Raw genomic sequence first — 16,947 nt, 5'->3', positions numbered from 1 at the left:
CTCGCTCTGCCGGAAATGATTCATTGGACTCTGTTGAAATCCTATTTGTTAGACTAGAGTGGACTGAAACAGCCGGTCGCTGAAGAGTGCGTATCGGCTGCGGGGCCCTACCAGCTCAAAGAAGTGTTCCGATAGCCGTGTGAGATACAACGTGCGAATCTTGTACAGCTAATGGGAGCGAAAAGGCAGCTATTACATCTACATATGTATGACGATAAGAATTAAATTCGATTGACATTATGAATTTGATAATGAATGATCTCAGTCCGAAGGCACTGGTCAGTTTGTTTTTGTCTTTCTTTGTAGCGTTACATCTGATCCCAGTAATCCTCGAAATCTCATCTGCTAAACGGACTGTTGTATCATCAATTATTTCGACCGGGTTGAACACTGATGCTGGATGGGAAATAAAGTCAATCTTCCTTGCGGTGGCCTTACTAGTAACGGTGTCAATTCCGACTTGGGGGCTACTGAAGATCGCTTTTAAAAGGTAGCTCTGTGCACTGTCTTTATCGATATACTGAATTCATTCTCTGTATCTCGCACGATGTTCTGACCGAGTTGTGGAGGAACTGGTCGGTGTAAAAGGTGTGATGCGAGATGATATCCACGTGAACGATGACACAGTCACCACCTACGTACCCCTTGACCGGTTGGAAGATCCAGAAGGATTGGAAGGGATCACGGTCAAGGTCGTTGAAGAATACGAGTACGAGTACCCGATCTCCGCCAAGCCCTCAAAGCCAGCTTAGCTGGTCAATCCGAGGTGTTCCCCGAAGACCCTGATTGTGTAGATCAGGCCAGCGTCAGGCGCTTTGGCCTCGCTGAACAGTCTACGTACCAAGTTCCGACCTTTCCAAGGCTCCGAGGTAGGCCGTTCTTTGGTGTACTTGAATCCCTCAACAGTGTTGGAGCCGGGTATGTCGGGCGATATTCTTGGTAGTTGGTAGGGTGGAATTTTTTCGACCTCGACTTTTTCCATTTCTTCTGTTTCCATTGGCATCGTGATTTGTTGTCTGCGGCGGACTTCGTCTATCCGGCTATGCAGGTCTTGGATGTAGTCTTCGGTGCTGTTGTGGAATAGTACGGTGTTTTCTGCGTTGTGGAACTGTGTCAGGTTGAACTGGTTGACAACGTCAGGGTTTTTGACCAGGACTTGTTGTTTGTGGTTGGATTTGACTTTGTACGTCTGGGGGTCGTAGAGCAGAAGCAGTTGGTCTGGACTTATCGGGCAGAAGATTTGGAGGCCTCTGTTACCCAGTCCTGCTACCGTTCCGTGATTGGGTTTGTAGCAGGGGTTGTCGAAGACTATCGGAACATCGGAGATGATGAACTCTTGGTCGGTGAGGTTGCACAGCATCACCGCTTTTAGGTCTTTGATTGCGTGGTATCCGAAGATTCCAAGCCCGATGACGTAGTGATGGGTTCCGAGTAGAGAGGCGTCAACCATTGTGTCCTCTCTTTCTTCCGGTGTAAGTTCTGGATCCCAGGTGATCAGGTCCTCGTACCGGTCGTGCTCAAAATCGTCTTTTATTGCGTCTCGCAGGAAGTCTTCGCCAGCACGGATATCTTCCTTTGTGGCCTTGGTGCGGGAGCGCTGTGTACTGATGAAGGACAGCAGTAATTTGATCCGCTGCGGGGAGAGATCGGTGAGGTTATCCTTGTTTCGGAGTTCTCTGACAGGATTTGCGTGGGATCCGTCTATGTGCTGGAGTTCGTCTTCGACTACTGGGGGGTTGCCGTAGAAGTAGCTGCGGGAGCAGATGGAGGATGTGTCGCCGGGGAAGGCTTCGCCTTTTGACAGCGGAAATACGTTTATTCGCTCGTTGTCGGCCCAGGCCCGGAGGTAGTGTTTGGGGACGTAGTGCTGGTTCTTCCGCTCAGGCATTCTTTCTTCTTTTGTACAGGGATTTCACAGTGTAAAAGCCCTTACTACAGTATACCCCCTGTATTGACCGATTGGGAGTGTAGGAATATCTCATCTGCTGAGGGTTTCAACAGGACCAATTATTGTTGCTTTTGAGATCCAGAGTCGAACCCTTTTGAGAGCTTCCTGTCTTGCCAGATATCGAAGTAGCCGATCCTCCGGAAACGGGTACTTCAACTTTATCTGGATCGGAACTTCCCCATTAGGAAACTGCCGGGGAGCTGTGACAGTGACGTGGTACAACTACGAGGTGATGAACTGCAAATCTACTGATCTGAACCCGCTATTTTCGCATAGCCGCTCCGATTCGCGTCTCGGTCGGTTCCGCCAGATATGGCTCTATAGCCGAGTAATCTGACCAGCCTCCGATACTCATCATCGTCCGGACGTCGACTTGGCGCTCGACGAGGTGATAAGTCGCCCAAGACCGGCGAAGGTCGTGAGAAGATACTGAGTTCCACCGTGTCGCGTCTGCGTCTGTCGTAACCATCTGAGCAGCTTCTTTGACCCACCGACGCACAGAGGACGTACTCGCATCGACCCACGGATCTGACGGAGCAAGATCACGCTCTCGACTGAATTTGTGGATATCATCGGCGACGTCGTCGGGCATCCACGCGTCACGTATCTTCTTGGAGCCTCCCTTCGTATTCTTCCCGCGAACCTCAAAGAGCCATACTTCTCCTTTCTCAGAATATCGTAGTTTCTTGTCGCTTGGATAGTTCACTTCAGAAGCTCGCAGTCCACACCTCCCCATCAGTTGCAGCCCGACCTCTCGTTCCCAGCCGTCTACTCCTGCCGCTTTCTCCAATCGACTGAGCTCGTCAGGTGAAAGCCAGCACTTTGTCACGTCACCGCTATCGTCGAGACGAACCATAACCGGATATCACAGAAAACTCGTCTATATCTTTCGACTGCTGGGACCAATTCTGCCGGGTGACTGGTGAAATCCGACTGTTCGTAATCGGGTTATCTAATAACTCGATTATAGTGAGTGGGATGAGGTACTCCTTACAGGAATGGTCGACGCGCAGTATCAGCTGAGGTCGCAGCCAAGTCGAGTGCTATGACCGGGCGAGACCCCAATTATTATTCAGTGTAAATTCTGGGACAGATTTATATTACGAGTATAGTAAGATGCATCATAATTAGATTGGCCGAAAGGCCAGCAGGAGCTATATTATGGGATTTGATTCAGAACAGGAGATGCGAGAGGTGGCCATAGATTCGATTAACCAAGACTTTGCGCAGGACGAGTCTATTCTCCTCGAGGAATTCACCTATGGGAATGGCAGGGCAGATATTGTACTCGCCAATCCTTCGACGGCCTATCTTGACCACCGAATCAACGAACTGAAGATCTCGTCGGCACTAGATAGCAAATCTCAACTTCAGGTTTTTCTTCAACTTCACAGCCGGGGTCCAATTACGCGAGATTATTTCTACACTGTTGGAGCAATGGGCAAGCGGAAGAAACAGAATGCGCTTGAGGAGCTACTTAAAAAAGGGTTTGTTGAAGAGCTAGATAACGGAAAAATTCAGACAGCACATGACCTACGGCGCCACGTGACCACCTCTTATTCTATAGAACTGAAGCTTAGCAAGTGGAAGAAAGCACTTGAGCAGGCTGTCCGAGGAAAATCCTTCTCTGAATATCAGTATGTGGCGTTAGACGGGGATAATGTTCTTAGAGCTATGGACAACCTCGAATTATTTGAAGAGTATGGAGTTGGTTTGATGGAAATCTCCGAAGAGGGAGATATTTGTGTTTACAAAGAACCATCTCGGCAAAAACCATATTCTCCAATGAATAAATGGCGGCTGAATGAAAGAACTATATTGGAGCAAACACCACAGTCGATTTACTCCGACTGAGATGACTCCCGACATAAGTAGGTCAGAAGTTGAATCAGCATTCCCACAATTCGAGATAATAGAAGAGATCAGACAGGGGAATATCAAGCAGGTATACACTGCTGAGTATAGTGGTGAAAAAGTCTGTCTGAAGATTATACCAGTTGGTGAGAGTCCAAGGCTACGAGAATATACTCGGCGTGAAGTAGAGATTATGCGACGAATTGACTCAGAATACTTTGTTGACCTGCTTGATTCAGATGAAACTTCTCTCGCAGGCCAGCAAACCATAGTCCTCGTAGAGGAATACTTGGAAGGTGGAACTCTAAAGGATAGAATCGATGATGGCAAGACGAGTGTCTCCCTTGGAATCAAGGTGGCAAACGCGATTCTAAGTGTTCTGCCCGAGTTTGCTAAAGACGAGATTGTCCACCGAGATATCAAACCGGGTAATGTCTTATTTACGTCAGAAGGTGAAATCCGCCTTATTGATGCTGGCGTCGCAAGAATGAATCAAAAAGACACCCTCACTCCTGATTTTAAACAGAGTGGTCCCGGAACTCCCGCATACTCAGCACCTGAAGTTCTTCGAAACGAGAAGAAAAAGGAGAATACTCGCTCTGATCTCTTTTCCACAGGGATTGTATTCTTTGAATCAATCACTGGGGAGCACCCATTTAATCACACTCTAGGAGAAGTGTCAGATATGATTCGTGAGGATAATCGACTAGAGTTATCGGGATATCTGGACAATCAACCCCTTGAACGTGATTTAAACAGATTCTATCTACGAATGACGGAATACGAGCCAATGGACCGATACCGTAAACCACAACACGCACAGGAAGACCTCGTTGAGGCTTTCAACACCCACCTCAAATAAGAATGTTCGAAGAACCAACATTCCTCGTTCAGATAGGACACAACGGCCATAAGTTGAGTCAATCGCTAATCAGTCAGAACCAAGCCGACGGTGCAATTCTAAGCCCCGCAGATTTCACTAAGGGAAAGAACTACGAAATTGCTCAAGAAATTAATGATAAGGGCGGTACGGTACTTTTTGATCCACAATATTACATTCCAAGAACTAAGCGCCCGGGATTAGATACATACGATTATTTCGATGACTACGGGGGAGATGACTTCGATACTGCGATGGTATCAAGCAGATACGAAGACCTGTGCTCAGATATAATCTCTGTCCAAGACGATCTTGGGACTGATGCGTACATTGCACCAGCGAGAAATCTAGATGCGTTCTCGGATGAGAAGATTGAGAGCTGGGTTGAACTGACTACGACATTTAAACAAGTGGCTGAAGAGACCGGGAGAGATATACCAATTCTGGCCTCGCTACCAGTCTATCAAAAATCGCTTGTCGATGCTGGACGACGAAGTGAGCTACTTAATCGTGTCACTCAATATGACGTAGATGGATTCTACGTTTCCGCTGAGTTCGAGAAGGAACAGAGACATCCACTCACGGGGTCTTCTGAGGTTTATTCCCTACTGCACCTCTTGAATACTCTCAATAAAAACCGATATGAGGTTGTAGTTGGGCATACTCACCAAATCGCTCATCTATTCTTTGGAATTGGGATCAACGCATTTGCATCGGGGCACTATCAAAACCTGAGGGCTTTTGATACACGTAGATGGGACCCTCAAGATGAACAAGGAGGGGGACGTCTCGTTGTTAAGTACTATTCTGAGGAAATTCTGAATGAGCTCAGAGTTGACCCAGAACTTGATCTAATGTACCAGAAGACCGATTTTGACATAGAGACTATTCGTACTGCTTCTCCCTACGACGAAGATCTTTTTGACGACTCTGTCCCACCATCTGCTACCGGTTGGGACTTCCGTGAAGCAGCGTGGGATCACTATTTGTGGTGTTGTAATCAAATAGCCGAAAAATATCGGGGTTTGGACGAAGACGAGCGACTGGATACAGCGAAGGAGAAATTGGAAGACGCCGAAGAGGCATATAACGATGTGAGTGACGTTTTCGGTATGTTGTCTGAGCCCGAGCCTGCAATATATTCCGACTGGCAGGCTGCCTTGTCACTTATTGAGTCCGATTTATAACGCTGTACCTCAATTTATTCTCTAATGAGAGTCGGCTTGGTTTCCGATATCCACTCTAATTCGCCTGCTCTGGATTCCGTACTTGAAGAACTAGAAAGACTAGAAGTTGACCGAATTCTCTGTGCAGGAGATCTTTTAGGTTATAACGCATTTCCGAACAAGACTCTTGACCAATTGATTGAGTATGATGTGACATCTATCCGAGGAAATCATGATGAAGCTATAGTTACCGAGACGCCATCAAACTTCAATATTCCCGCAAAGCGCGCGGTTGATTGGACTCGGCGACAGTTGTCTGATGACGAGAAACGATATCTGAGGAATTTGCCGAATAAGCGACAAATGAGTATAGATGGCAAGAATGTAGTCGTCGCACATGGATCTCCCACGAACCCAGTAAATCAGTATGTATTTGAGGATGATGTAACTCCTCAAATCTTGGACCACTGGTTCTCTTCAAAGCCAGATATAGTAGTTTTGGGGCATACTCACCGACAATTCGAAAAATCAATTGGTGGTGTGAAAATTGTGAACCCTGGAAGTGTCGGACAACCTAGAGACGGAGATAACAGATCTGCATTCGCAATTTGGAATACGGAAAAGGATTCTATTGATTTACACCGGACGGAATATAATATAGAAAAAACGGCTGGACGGACTCGTGCAGTTCTCCCACGCGAATTAGGGGATAGACTGAGCGAGGGTCTGTAGGCCTATGGACCTTCCTATGAATTCCGGTCAACCCAAGCGCAGGGGTCGTCGAAGTTTTCCGCACCTGCATCGTTAGCGATCTCTCGAAGCGTCCCGATCCGAAGTTCGTCGTGAGACGGCAGCCGACGTTCGCTGGATCGTCATCAGTATGGAAGACTCCGACGACGTCCCGGCTATCGGAGAAATCAACTCCACGCTCGAACTCTTGTCTCACCCGAGTATTGGGGTTGTCGACCACTTCGAAGAGGGGTACCAACTCCTCACTGACTCTGAGAACAGTGTGCGGCTGGTTCGATCCCTTGGAGACGTCGTTCAACTCCCAGCAGCTACCAATAATTAGTCGAGGAATTGGTCGGTATTGTTAGTTCTTGATATCTCAGCTAGGATTTTGATGTCCGAGACGGAGTCGTTGCTCTACCGGGGAAACTCGACCAATTCTCGCTGAGCAGACTCTAAGCAGTATTGAGGAATTCGTCAGCCGGATAGCCTGCTTGGGAAACTAATGATCTCGCTTCACGTCGAACCTTCCTATTTCGAGGCCGCTCTTGTCTTTGTCGAATATGGGTCTTGATGTTCGCTGCAATTTTATCAACTTCGTCAATTGTTGCACACTCGCTAACGCTATTGAGTGTCCTTTCATACCCGGTCAATGCTGGTGGTAGCCCTTGTCGGCTACCGATGATCTGATTATTCAGCTCCCGGATTTCGCGAAGATGACCTTGGACCCGTAGTTCTAGGTTTCTCGAGATTGCCATACCATTCTGTTCCAATTGTCTGGTATTCAAACTACGGTGAGCACGACATTGCTCGCACCGGGTATCCCCTGAATGCCAGCACGGGGAAACCGGAGTCTCTAAATGTTAGCAATATACGAATTAATTCGAGGTGCGATTAGGGCTGCCATCGTGGCAGTAAAGCATCTCGCCAAGGTACCTGTATGGGGCTTTGGTCCACGTAGCCGACCTCGACCAATCCTGGTCGAGGTCTTCTCACGCTAACCAACATTTCATTAGTAGATATTTCCAAATAAGATGATGGCTACGTGGCCAAGTCCCTAATTTCTAAGTGAGACCCCCTCACTTGGGCTATTTTCTGGGAAATAGTTCTCTGCACCGATGGAGGGGAGATTATTTAATCTAGCAGAATATCAGGGTTAGTATCCGAATCAATCGACTGATTCGCAAATTACAAAATCATCACGTTCGCGCTCTTGCTCAGATCTCTTCGGCGTATATGGACCAGTGATCTGAGTACGAGACTTCAACTGTAAGGAACGATGTTGTGGGGTGTAACTTTCCTAATTGGTTCTCCCCACCACATCGACCTAACGGAGCAACCCAGAGGGGGCTCCAGATAAACGCTAGTTACCCTACTGGTAAAGCGTTTCTCTTACCTTTCTCTGGGTTGCTCACCGAAATCGGCGAAATCCGATACTGACAACGATAATGGCAACCATCAACCGTGCCCAACGGCACATATTAGTTGAGCAACCCGTCTGTAGTCGAAAAAATCAGAACCTCTCCGATGTATCTAATGGAGGGTTCCGAATTGATTGAAAATCGAGCCCATCATAGAGTTCGATTAATTGAGTGTCCTCTCTGTGGCGAAGATCTCGAAAGCAAGGTACCTTCTGCCCATATCGCTCGCGAGCACAATCCCGTAGATATTGGACTTGAATATGTTCAAGAGGAGGAACAGTGATGCAGAATTATAACGGAGATCCTAAGGAGTTCCTTGAAGATAATCAAGAAGTCTTACTTCGAGTTCTCAAACATAGTGATGATGAATTTGTTCGAGCACTGATTCTCTCTGCATTAGTCGAATATGGGCCAGATCCACTAATAGAGGATGTTGAGCGTGACTTGGAACGGGCTGTAAATCAGTCCAAGGGGGGATCCTGATGTCGTCAGTCTGCCGAGGCGTCGACAAAGTCTCTGGCTTCTCGAAGAATGCTGGGATTAGAATCAACGAAGCCCACCACCTGCTCGAGCCGGTCAATTTCGTCCAGCAGAGTAGGATCCTCACGAGCGATTCTGAGGAGTTCAATTCGGGCTTCTCGCTTCTCAGCCTCCAGCTCCTCCACAGCACCGTGTTCCATTGCTTGACCGCACCAAACACAGAACGATTCGTTTCTCGGCGTCTCATTACGACAACGAGTACAAGTAACGGGCGCGAGAGGCTCGTGCTCCTCTGTTTGAACATCCACACCGTGAGCACGTGCGATTTCCCGATCATTCGCTTCGCCGAATACGGCGATATATCGAGAAGCAATGTTGGATCCACGTTTCCACCCGTGATGGTCTTCAAGATGTGCTTGGTTGACGTTCTGACTGGCAAGATAAGAGGCGCTACTCTTGCGCATCCGTCGGAAGGTAATATCGGTGTGCTCGATTCCCGCTCGTCTTGCTGGCTTCTTGAGCATCTTAAGTTTCATTCGGTAAGACGTGTCTTCAGGAGCGTTGAGCTTGCACCAAAGCGGCGCGGTAGGATCGTTAGATGCAGGATGGACGTTAAGCCATTGGAGGAGGTAACTGGTAGCCGTTGTCAGGAGAAACGACCGTTCACCTGTCTTCCCATCGACAGAGATCTTCATACCATGTTCGTGGTCAGACACATCGCCTACACGAAGACCACAGAATTCCTCACTTCGTGCACCCGAGTCCCACGCAACGGCGATAGCCGCCTTATCACGAAGATGGTGTGCATTTTTAATCATCGGCTCGATGTGATCTTCCCACCACAGCATCTTTGCGGGGTCTGGAGTTGGATCATAGCTTCGGGGTGTTCCGGCCGAGAGAAGTTGAAGGGGCTCTGGAATGTCGTCACCCTCTGTGACGCGCTTTCCAAGCATCCGAAGAGCGATACGGTAGTCGCGTTTGGTTTCCTCGTTATCGTAGTTCCGTCGGATCCATCGACCAAGATCTTTGACGGCGTCTTTACTTCCGAAGGTGCTGGTGAGTGCGACATCTGGCAGCTCTTCGGTGGTATATTTCTCCGAATCTCCAGCAAGGAGGATACAGTGCTGAAGGAGTTTGATGTGGCGTACATCAGTATATTCCACATCAAGAAACTCCAGCTCATCAGAGAAGGTGAGGAGGGTCTCTTTATCTGCATCACAAATGGTTGGAGAGTTACGAACCCGTTCACGGAGCCTCTCAATTTGGTCAGAGTCGCTCATACGGTATTTGCGGGTTCTAAGGCCGGGGTTATGAACTGTCGGTCGCAGTCTGGGAGGCGGCATCCGGTTTCTACGCGGGTTCCATTCGAGTAGCGTTACCTGAGCGGAGATGCCGGCACCACGCTATTGTGTCTCCGGAGACAACGATCCCCGTATGGCTGACGACGAGCACGGAATCGACGTCGACGAGGATACCGAACTGGAGACGGCCGACGACGATGCACAAGACGTCGAAAACCGGGACAACGAAGCGAACAGGGCGGTCGAAAAAGCGGAGAAAGAGCGCAGCATCGAGCAGGAATCCGAGGTCCGCGAAGAGGAAGCTAAAGACCAGGAGAACCCCGACGCGCACAGGGACGAAGAGCCCTACCAGTAGCGGTCGGCGGCTCTTTCTCGACGATTCACCCGTCCGCAGACGCGACGATCCGGGGTGAGCCCTCGACGTGGATCCTCCGGGTGTGAAAGCCGACCGCCTCCAGTTGCGATTCGATGGCGTCCGCGTTGTTATGCGGCTCGACGACGACGAGCCGGCACTCTGGGCGGTCGAGAGTGGCTCTCATCCCGGCGATGACCTCGGGGGCGGCACCTTCGACGTCGATCTTGACGACGTTCGGTGCGGGGTGGGTACCCGAGGAGACGATCCGGTCGCCGGTGGTCATCTCGACGGAGATGGTCTGTACCGCCTTCTCGGCCGCCACGTAATCATCCCGGAGCGACCCCTCTCTCGCGCCGGCTTCCTCGGTACCCATCACGAAGAACGGCCGTTCGCCCTCGGCATCCGTGAGCGCCCGTGACTCGACCGCGCAGGCGACGCCGTTTCGCCGGATGTTCTTCCGTAGTCGCTCGACGTTCGGCGGATACGGCTCGAAGGCGACGACGGCGCCCGACTCGACGATGTCGCCCGCGAGACAGGCGAAGACCCCCACGTTCGCGCCGACGTCCCAGAACACGTCGTCCTCGTTCAGTTCGTCGAGGATGATTCGGGCGACGGGGCGCTCTTTTCCCGCGACGTTGCGGACGTTCGCCACTTCCGAGGCGTTTTCGACCAGAATATCCGCGCTCGCCCCGTCGATTTCGAGTGAGACGGTTCCGCCGGACCAGATCCGATACAGCGTCGCGTAGAGCGATCGTGCGTAGGTCTCGCCCCCGAACCGACGGAACGCGCGCTTCAGCGTCGGTTTGTACACTCGTGATCGAAAGAACTCGTGAAACCCTCGTCCCACCATACAGCCTCCGGAGACGGATATCGGACAAAGTAATACAGTCGATACCGCTGTACGTCCGCCCTCGACGGGAGAATACGCGGATCATAGTCGGCGGCGCTCCGCGATCGGCTACGCTGCACCTGTCGAACGGAGCGCTTCCGAACTCCAGTAGGGAGTCGTTATCGCGTTCCCCGCTCCGCTCAGAGCCCCAGTCTCGACTCCAGCCGCGCGACCGCGTCGCGGACGGCCTCCTGCTTGTAGTAGCCGACCGCCGAGAGCACGATCACGACCCCGACGAGGGCGATGCCCTCGAGGAACCGACCGCTCGCCAGTTCGCCGCCGGCGTAGACGGTGATGACGTACGCCGGGAGGCGTCCGACGCTGATGACCGCGATGAACGTCCTGAGCCGAAAGGAGGTGAGGCCGGCCAGAAAGCAGATGGCGTCGTCGGGGAGCCCCGGGATGATGACGAACGCGAAGAGGCCGGGTGCGCCGACCCGCTCGACGAACTCGTCGAAGCGGGCGACGACGTCGTCGTGGAGGATGTCCTCGACGAACGACCGCCCGTATCGCTTCGCGAGACTGAAGGCGACCGCGCTGCCGACGAGCACTCCCGTGAGGCTGTACACCGTCCCCCAGAACGGCCCGAACAGGTAGCCCGCGACGAGCGCGACGACCTGTCCCGGGATCGGTGCGACGACGACCTGAACGGCCTGGATGAGGACGAACACCAGCGGCGCGAAGACGCCGAACTGCGCGATCCACTCGCGGAGTTCCGCGGCCCGGAACACGAAGGGCGCGTACCGCTGGACGGCGACGTAGAGCCCCAAGAACGCGCCGACGGCGAGGAGTACGACGAGGATTCCCCGCCAGCGGTCCGCCCTCGACGAGAAGACTCTCATTCCTCTGCGGGGAGGGTACTGGCGGACTTCAATCTTGCTTGTGGTCGGCGACCGCGTTGGACGCGGCGGTCACTCCGTCTGTTCCTCGTAGGCGTCGGGACCGAGCAACCCGTCGAGCGCCGCCTCGTCGACGCCTTCGAGTTCGATCAGCCAGCCGTCGCCGTAGGGGTCCTCGTTGATCGACTCCGGCGCGTCCGCCAGTTCCTCGTTGACCGCCGCGACCGTCCCCGAGACGGGGACGTAGACGTCGGAGACGGCCTTGATCGACTCGACGACGCCGTACTCCTCGCCCGCCTCGAGCTCCGTCCCCACCGCGGGGAGTTCGACGAAGACGATGTCGCCCAGTTCGTCCTGCGCGAAGTCGGTGATGCCGACGCGGCGGGTCTCGCCGGTCGCTTCGATCCACTCGTGCGATTCCGTGTAGCGTAGGTCAGTCGGTACGTCGAAGCTCATTGTCGTGCGTTAGATCGCGTCCTCGTACTCCAGTTCGCCGTCGAAGGCGTTCTCGAGGATTCCCGCCAAGTCGTCGACGTCGGTCGCGCGGGGATTCCCGGTGAGGCTCCCGTCGTCGAACGCCTGCTCGGCCAGCCGGGGGATGGCCTCGCGCTCGGCGGCCGTGTCCTCGAGCGTCTCCGGAATGCGGACGGAGTTCGCCAGTCGTCGGGTCGCGCGGACGGCCTTGTAGCCCTCGACGGCGGCCGGCTTCGATCGGTCGACGTCCTCGCCGAGCGCCTCGGCGATGTCGACCATCCGTTCGGGAACCTGCGGGAGGTTGTACTCCATCACGTACGGGAGGATGATCGCGTTCGCGAGCCCGTGTGGGACGCCGAACGCGCCGCCGACCTGGTGGGAGATGGCGTGGACCGCGCCGAGTCCAGCCCCGTTGAACGCCATCCCGGCCTGCATACTCGCGCGGGCCATCTCCGAGAGCGCCTCGCGGTCGCCGCCGCGGTACTCCACCGCGCGGGGGAGGTGTTCGCCCACGGACTCGATCGAATCCAGCGCGATCGCGGATGTCTGGCTCTGGGCCTTGATCGAGACGTAGGCCTCGACGGCGTGGGTGAGCACGTCCATTCCGGTCGCGGCCTTGATCGGCGCGGGCGCGCTGGCGGTCAGTTCGGGATCGACGAGCGCGAGGTCCGCCAGCAGCTTCACGTCGCCGATCTCCTCTTTGATGTCGGTGTCGGTGTCCTTGACGATGGTCCAGTGGCCGACCTCGCTGCCGGTTCCGGCGGTGGTCGGAACGTAGATGCTCGGCGGCGGTTGATTCGGGACGTTACCGCTGCCCGTGTACTCGAGGATGTGTCCGTCGTTCGCCGCGAGGATGCTCGCGGCCTTCGCGGTGTCGATCGAGGAGCCCCCGCCGACGCCGACGATGAGGTCCGCGTTCGCCGCTTCGTAGGCGTCGGCCGCCTCGTGCACGACCTCGTCGGTCGGGTCCGGCTGGACGCCGGTCCAGACCTCGCAGTCGCGGCCCGCCGACTCGATCGCGTCGACGATCGGGTCGAGGACGCCCGCCTGCGCGACGCCCTCGTCGGTGACGACGAAGGCCCGCTCGGCGTCGAACTGTGCTACGTACGTTCCGATCTCGGAAGCGGCCCCCCAGCCGAAGAGCATCCTGTTGGGGGCGTTCCACATCTGCAGTGAGTCTGTCATTGTCCTGTCTCGGAGGGTTGTCGGGCCGATGACGACGGGACTGAGCGCGTTCGGCCGTCGATTCCAGTCACGCGCGGTGGCGCGACCGGCCGCGTCGTCGGTAGCGAACGCCCTCTCCCGCGTCACTCGTCCCTGCGGTACCCGGAGCGTAGCCGCTTCGCCGCATCACTATTCTGTCTCATATGTGTGGGACGTTAAGTAGGACCGCACCCGGATCGACGCTCAGTCGTCGTCGAGCGGGTATTTCGGCCGTTGGACGTGCTCGTAGCTGAACGACGAGAGGTCGGGGCTGCACAGCCCCGGCGCGGAGACCTCTCGGATCGCCCCCGCGATCGGCTCGAAGGCCGCCCGGTAGTGGACGGTGCTCTTCAGGACGAGCACGCGCTGCCGTTCGGGCGTGATCCCTTGGCTCCGGAACACCTCGGGATCGTACGGCTGCTGGCGGTGCGAGCCGACGATCACGTCGACGCCGTCGACTTCGAGCACCGCCGTCCGCTCGAAGGAGACCTGTAGCCCGGTCGACATCGGGCCCTGGTTCCGGTAGGTACCGTCCGAGAGCGAGCGGACGTACGCGTCGACGGTGATCGGGTCGCCGTTGTCCTCGACGTGCCCGCCCAACTCGACGGTGATCGACGAGCCGACGCCCGCCTCGACCGCGGCGTCGACCGCCGCCGGGTCGTAGATGGCGGCCACGGCGACGCCCTCGACGTCCGCATCCAGCAGCGCTTCGAGGAGCACGGTCCCGTCCTCGGCGCTCCCGCCGCCGGGGTTGTCCGCGATGTCGGCTAGGAGCAGCGGGCCGTCGCTCGCGTCCCACGCGCTCGCCTCCGCGACCGCGTCGCCGACGCCCGTGTACGTCCGGTCGAACTCGTGGCGTCGGTCGTCGGCGTCGCTGGCGACGTCGGCGCAGGCGGCGCGCGTCTCCTCGGCGACGGACGCGTCGGTGACGCCGACGACGCTGAACCCCGCCTCTGGGACGTCCGCGTAGGCGAAGCCGCCGAAGACGGAGACGTCGGGCACTTGCGCGGACTCGGCGTCGCCCGCGGCGGCCAGCAGCGACGCCATCGGCTCGTCGGCCGTCTGGAGCACCGGCAGCGGCGGCAGCAGCGGCGCGCGCTCGACGACGACCGTCGGGTCCAACTCGCCGTTCAGCGTCGCGGCCATCGCCCGCGCGGCGGTCTCGCCCGTCGCGCCGATGTCGACGTGCGGGTAGGTGTCGTAGCCGAACAGGCCGTCGGCGTGGGCGACCATCCGGTCGGAGACGTTCGCGTGCAGGTCCAGCGTCGCCATCACCGGGACGTCGTCACCGGCGGCCTCGCGCACGCGTTCGAGGATATACCCGTCGCCGTCGCGGTCGCGCTCGCTCACCATCGCGCCGTGGAGCCCCAGCAGGACGGCGTCCGGGTCGTGTTCGTCGACGCCCGCGAGCAACCGTTCGAGGAAGCCGTCCAGCGCTTCCGCGGTGACGACGCCGCCGGGTGTCGCGTTCGCGGCCACCGTCGGGACGACCTCCCAGCCCTCCTCGTCGGCGACGCGGAAGAAGCCGCCGAGGTCCGTGTTCGTGCCGCGGAACTCTGGTGGGATCTCCTCGCCGACGAAGTGCGAGGTCGACTCGAACTCCTCGAGCCCCGTCGAGAGCGACGAGAACGTGTTCGTCTCGTGTTTGATCCGGGCGACGACGACCGTCTCTGCCATCAGTACGGGTCCTCCATCTCGTCAAACTCGACGACGACGCTGTCGACCGTCGTGAACGCCTCGACGCCTTCGAGGCCGCCCTCGCGGCCGATGCCGCTTTCTTTGTTGCCGCCCCACGGGCTCTGCGGCATCGACACCGGGAAGGTGTTGATCGCCACGAGGCCGTGATCGAGGCGGTCGGCCAACTGCGTCGCCTCCAGACCATCGGTCCAGATCGCCGCGGCGAGCGCGAACGGCGAGTCGTTGGCGACCGAGATCGCTTCCTCGGTCGATTCGACCGTGATGACCGACAGGACCGGCCCGAAGATCTCCTCACAGGCGACGGTCATCGAGGGATCGACGTCGTCGAAGACGGTCGGCTCGACGAACGTGCCGTCCGCGAGGCGCTCCTCGTCGGGGACGCCGCCGCCGGTCAGGAGCGTCGCGCCCTGCTCTTTCGCTGACTCGATGTACGAGAGGACGTCCTCGCGGGCGCTCTCTGAGATGACCGGCCCCATATCCGTCTCGGGGTCGGTGCCGGCTCCGAGCGTGATGCGCTCGGTCTTCTCGACGACCTTCTCGACGAGTTCGTCGTGGACGGACTCGTGGACGAGACACCGCGAGGTCGCGACGCAGTTCTGCCCGGCGTTCGAGAAGATGCCGGCGACGACGCCCCGCGCGGCGTTTTCGAGGTCGGCGTCGGGGAGCACGATCGACGGCGCTTTCCCGCCGAGTTCGAGGTCGACGGGCGTGATGTGCTCGGCCGCGGATTCGAGCACGCCCCTACCGACGCCCGTCGAACCGGTGAAGGTGATCGCGTCGACGCCGGCGTTCGACGCCAGTTCGGCCCCGACCTCGCTGCCCGGGCCGGGCACGACGTTGACCACGCCGTCGGGGAACTCGTCGAGGAGGATCTCGCCGACCCACATCGTCGTGAGCGGCGCTTGCGTGGGCGGCTTGGCGACGACGGTGTTGCCCGTCGCCAGCGCGCTGGCGATCCCCCGCGTGCCGAGCAGCAGCGGGTAGTTCCACGGGACGACGTGCGCGGTCACGCCGTACGGGACGCGCCGGGTGTAGTTCAGGCGGTTCGGGGGCGTCGGGATCGTGTCGCCACGGACCTTGTCGACGACGCCTGCGTAGTACCGGAACTGCGCGGCGCTCTCTGCGACCTCGCCCTCGGCGGTCGCGAGACACTTCCCGGTCTCCTCGGCGAGCAGCGTCGCGATCTCGTCGGCCTCTGCCTCGATCCGGTCGGCGACGGCCCGGAGCGGCCGTTCGTAGGCGGCCGGCGAACGGGCCCCCCACTCGTCCGTCACCGCCGCGGCCGCGTCGATGGCTTCGCGCGCGTCCTCGGCGTCGCCTCTCGCGACGGAGCCGACCGTCTCGCCCGTCGCCGGGTTCTCGACTGCGATCGTCTCCGCCGACGAACGACGGTCTCCGTCGACTAACAGTTCGTAGGATACCATGTCCCGTACTGGCCGATAAACCCGCCTAAGCGTTGCCCGGTTGATGTGGGAGTTTTTATATACTGACGACCGCCGACGGCGGAGGCCGTCGTCCCGGTTGCACCTGATCGCTCGTCAGACCGCACGCAGTCTTGCGGTTGCGTGAGAGGTGACCTGCACACGTCCCCTTCGTCTCTCGAACCGGGCGACCGCACTCTCTCGTCTCTCGAATCGACCGACGGCAGACCGACCGCGCGACTGCCGCCAACGAGGAGAAACTGTGGTGTGCGACCGTGGCACATATAAG

At 56.5% G+C, this 16,947-nt stretch carries 16 protein-coding genes; 7 read left to right on the top strand and 9 right to left on the bottom strand.

Features of this window, described 5'->3' with window-relative positions:
• The first annotated feature begins 563 nt into the window (after nucleotides 1-563).
• Nucleotides 564-752 carry a hypothetical protein gene (locus tag ACP99_RS20010; protein WP_156105671.1) on the top strand — a complete coding sequence of 63 codons (189 nt, stop codon included), beginning with the start codon at nucleotides 564-566 and terminating at the stop codon, nucleotides 750-752.
• Here the strand turns inward: ACP99_RS20010 and ACP99_RS10525 are convergent.
• Together ACP99_RS10525 and ACP99_RS19240 are read right to left on the bottom strand one after the other, a co-directional pair.
• Nucleotides 749-1,888, bottom strand: coding sequence for a DUF4238 domain-containing protein (locus ACP99_RS10525; protein ID WP_049986562.1), 1,140 nt, complete (start codon nucleotides 1,886-1,888; stop codon nucleotides 749-751). The genes ACP99_RS20010 and ACP99_RS10525 overlap by 4 nt on opposite strands.
• Nucleotides 1,889-2,210: 322 nt before the next feature.
• Nucleotides 2,211-2,804, bottom strand: coding sequence for a site-specific integrase (locus ACP99_RS19240; RefSeq protein WP_081927419.1), 594 nt, complete (start codon nucleotides 2,802-2,804; stop codon nucleotides 2,211-2,213).
• Between the two features lie 305 nt (nucleotides 2,805-3,109).
• Here ACP99_RS19240 and ACP99_RS20005 point away from each other — a divergent pair, with 305 nt between their 5' ends.
• From ACP99_RS20005 to ACP99_RS19220, 5 genes are all read left to right on the top strand, one after another.
• The gene (locus ACP99_RS20005; RefSeq protein WP_049986561.1) at nucleotides 3,110-3,802 is read left to right on the top strand and encodes a hypothetical protein; all 693 of its coding nucleotides are present in this window, start codon (nucleotides 3,110-3,112) and stop codon (nucleotides 3,800-3,802) included.
• A 1-nt stretch (nucleotide 3,803) separates the two neighbouring features.
• Nucleotides 3,804-4,664: a serine/threonine protein kinase gene (locus ACP99_RS19235; RefSeq protein ID WP_197052430.1), complete on the top strand. Its 861-nt coding sequence runs from the start codon at nucleotides 3,804-3,806 to the stop codon at nucleotides 4,662-4,664.
• A gap of 2 nt (nucleotides 4,665-4,666) precedes the next feature.
• Entirely contained in the window at nucleotides 4,667-5,869 is a 1,203-nt protein-coding gene (locus ACP99_RS19230) for a hypothetical protein (protein ID WP_081927417.1), read from the top strand.
• A 24-nt stretch (nucleotides 5,870-5,893) separates the two neighbouring features.
• The gene (locus tag ACP99_RS19225) at nucleotides 5,894-6,580 is read left to right on the top strand and encodes a metallophosphoesterase family protein (protein WP_081927416.1); all 687 of its coding nucleotides are present in this window, start codon (nucleotides 5,894-5,896) and stop codon (nucleotides 6,578-6,580) included.
• Nucleotides 6,581-8,280: 1,700 nt separating this feature from the next.
• Entirely contained in the window at nucleotides 8,281-8,481 is a 201-nt protein-coding gene (locus tag ACP99_RS19220) for a hypothetical protein (protein WP_081927415.1), read from the top strand.
• Nucleotides 8,482-8,486: 5 nt separating this feature from the next.
• Here the strand turns inward: ACP99_RS19220 and ACP99_RS10510 are convergent, their stop codons facing one another.
• The gene (locus ACP99_RS10510) at nucleotides 8,487-9,758 is read right to left on the bottom strand and encodes a site-specific integrase (RefSeq protein ID WP_049986559.1); all 1,272 of its coding nucleotides are present in this window, start codon (nucleotides 9,756-9,758) and stop codon (nucleotides 8,487-8,489) included.
• Between the two features lie 154 nt (nucleotides 9,759-9,912).
• Here ACP99_RS10510 and ACP99_RS10505 point away from each other — a divergent pair, with 154 nt between their 5' ends.
• Entirely contained in the window at nucleotides 9,913-10,134 is a 222-nt protein-coding gene (locus ACP99_RS10505) for a hypothetical protein (protein WP_049986558.1), read from the top strand.
• A 25-nt stretch (nucleotides 10,135-10,159) separates the two neighbouring features.
• On the opposite strand, the gene ACP99_RS10500 is transcribed toward ACP99_RS10505, so the two are convergent.
• The 6 genes from ACP99_RS10500 to ACP99_RS10475 all read right to left on the bottom strand — a co-directional run bounded on the left by ACP99_RS10500 (nucleotide 10,160) and on the right by ACP99_RS10475 (nucleotide 16,661).
• Nucleotides 10,160-10,945, bottom strand: coding sequence for an FkbM family methyltransferase (locus ACP99_RS10500; RefSeq protein WP_049986557.1), 786 nt, complete (start codon nucleotides 10,943-10,945; stop codon nucleotides 10,160-10,162).
• A 218-nt stretch (nucleotides 10,946-11,163) separates the two neighbouring features.
• Nucleotides 11,164-11,865 carry a TVP38/TMEM64 family protein gene (locus ACP99_RS10495; protein WP_049986556.1) on the bottom strand — a complete coding sequence of 234 codons (702 nt, stop codon included), beginning with the start codon at nucleotides 11,863-11,865 and terminating at the stop codon, nucleotides 11,164-11,166.
• Between the two features lie 69 nt (nucleotides 11,866-11,934).
• The gene (gcvH, locus tag ACP99_RS10490) at nucleotides 11,935-12,318 is read right to left on the bottom strand and encodes a glycine cleavage system protein GcvH (protein ID WP_049986555.1); all 384 of its coding nucleotides are present in this window, start codon (nucleotides 12,316-12,318) and stop codon (nucleotides 11,935-11,937) included.
• A 9-nt stretch (nucleotides 12,319-12,327) separates the two neighbouring features.
• On the bottom strand, nucleotides 12,328-13,521 hold the full coding sequence (locus ACP99_RS10485) for an iron-containing alcohol dehydrogenase family protein (RefSeq protein WP_231554278.1): 1,194 nt from the start codon (nucleotides 13,519-13,521) through the stop codon (nucleotides 12,328-12,330).
• 222 nt (nucleotides 13,522-13,743) lie between these two features.
• The gene (locus ACP99_RS10480; RefSeq protein ID WP_049986554.1) at nucleotides 13,744-15,216 is read right to left on the bottom strand and encodes a M81 family metallopeptidase; all 1,473 of its coding nucleotides are present in this window, start codon (nucleotides 15,214-15,216) and stop codon (nucleotides 13,744-13,746) included.
• Nucleotides 15,216-16,661, bottom strand: coding sequence for an aldehyde dehydrogenase family protein (locus tag ACP99_RS10475; protein ID WP_049986553.1), 1,446 nt, complete (start codon nucleotides 16,659-16,661; stop codon nucleotides 15,216-15,218). Before ACP99_RS10475 ends, ACP99_RS10480 begins: the two co-directional genes overlap by 1 nt.
• Between the last annotated feature and the right edge of the window lie 286 nt (nucleotides 16,662-16,947).

The organism is Halobellus rufus (genome assembly GCF_000739575.1).
GTDB classification, from domain to species: Archaea; Halobacteriota; Halobacteria; order Halobacteriales; family Haloferacaceae; genus Haloquadratum; species Haloquadratum rufum.
This window is presented reverse-complemented; position numbering and strand designations above follow the sequence as displayed.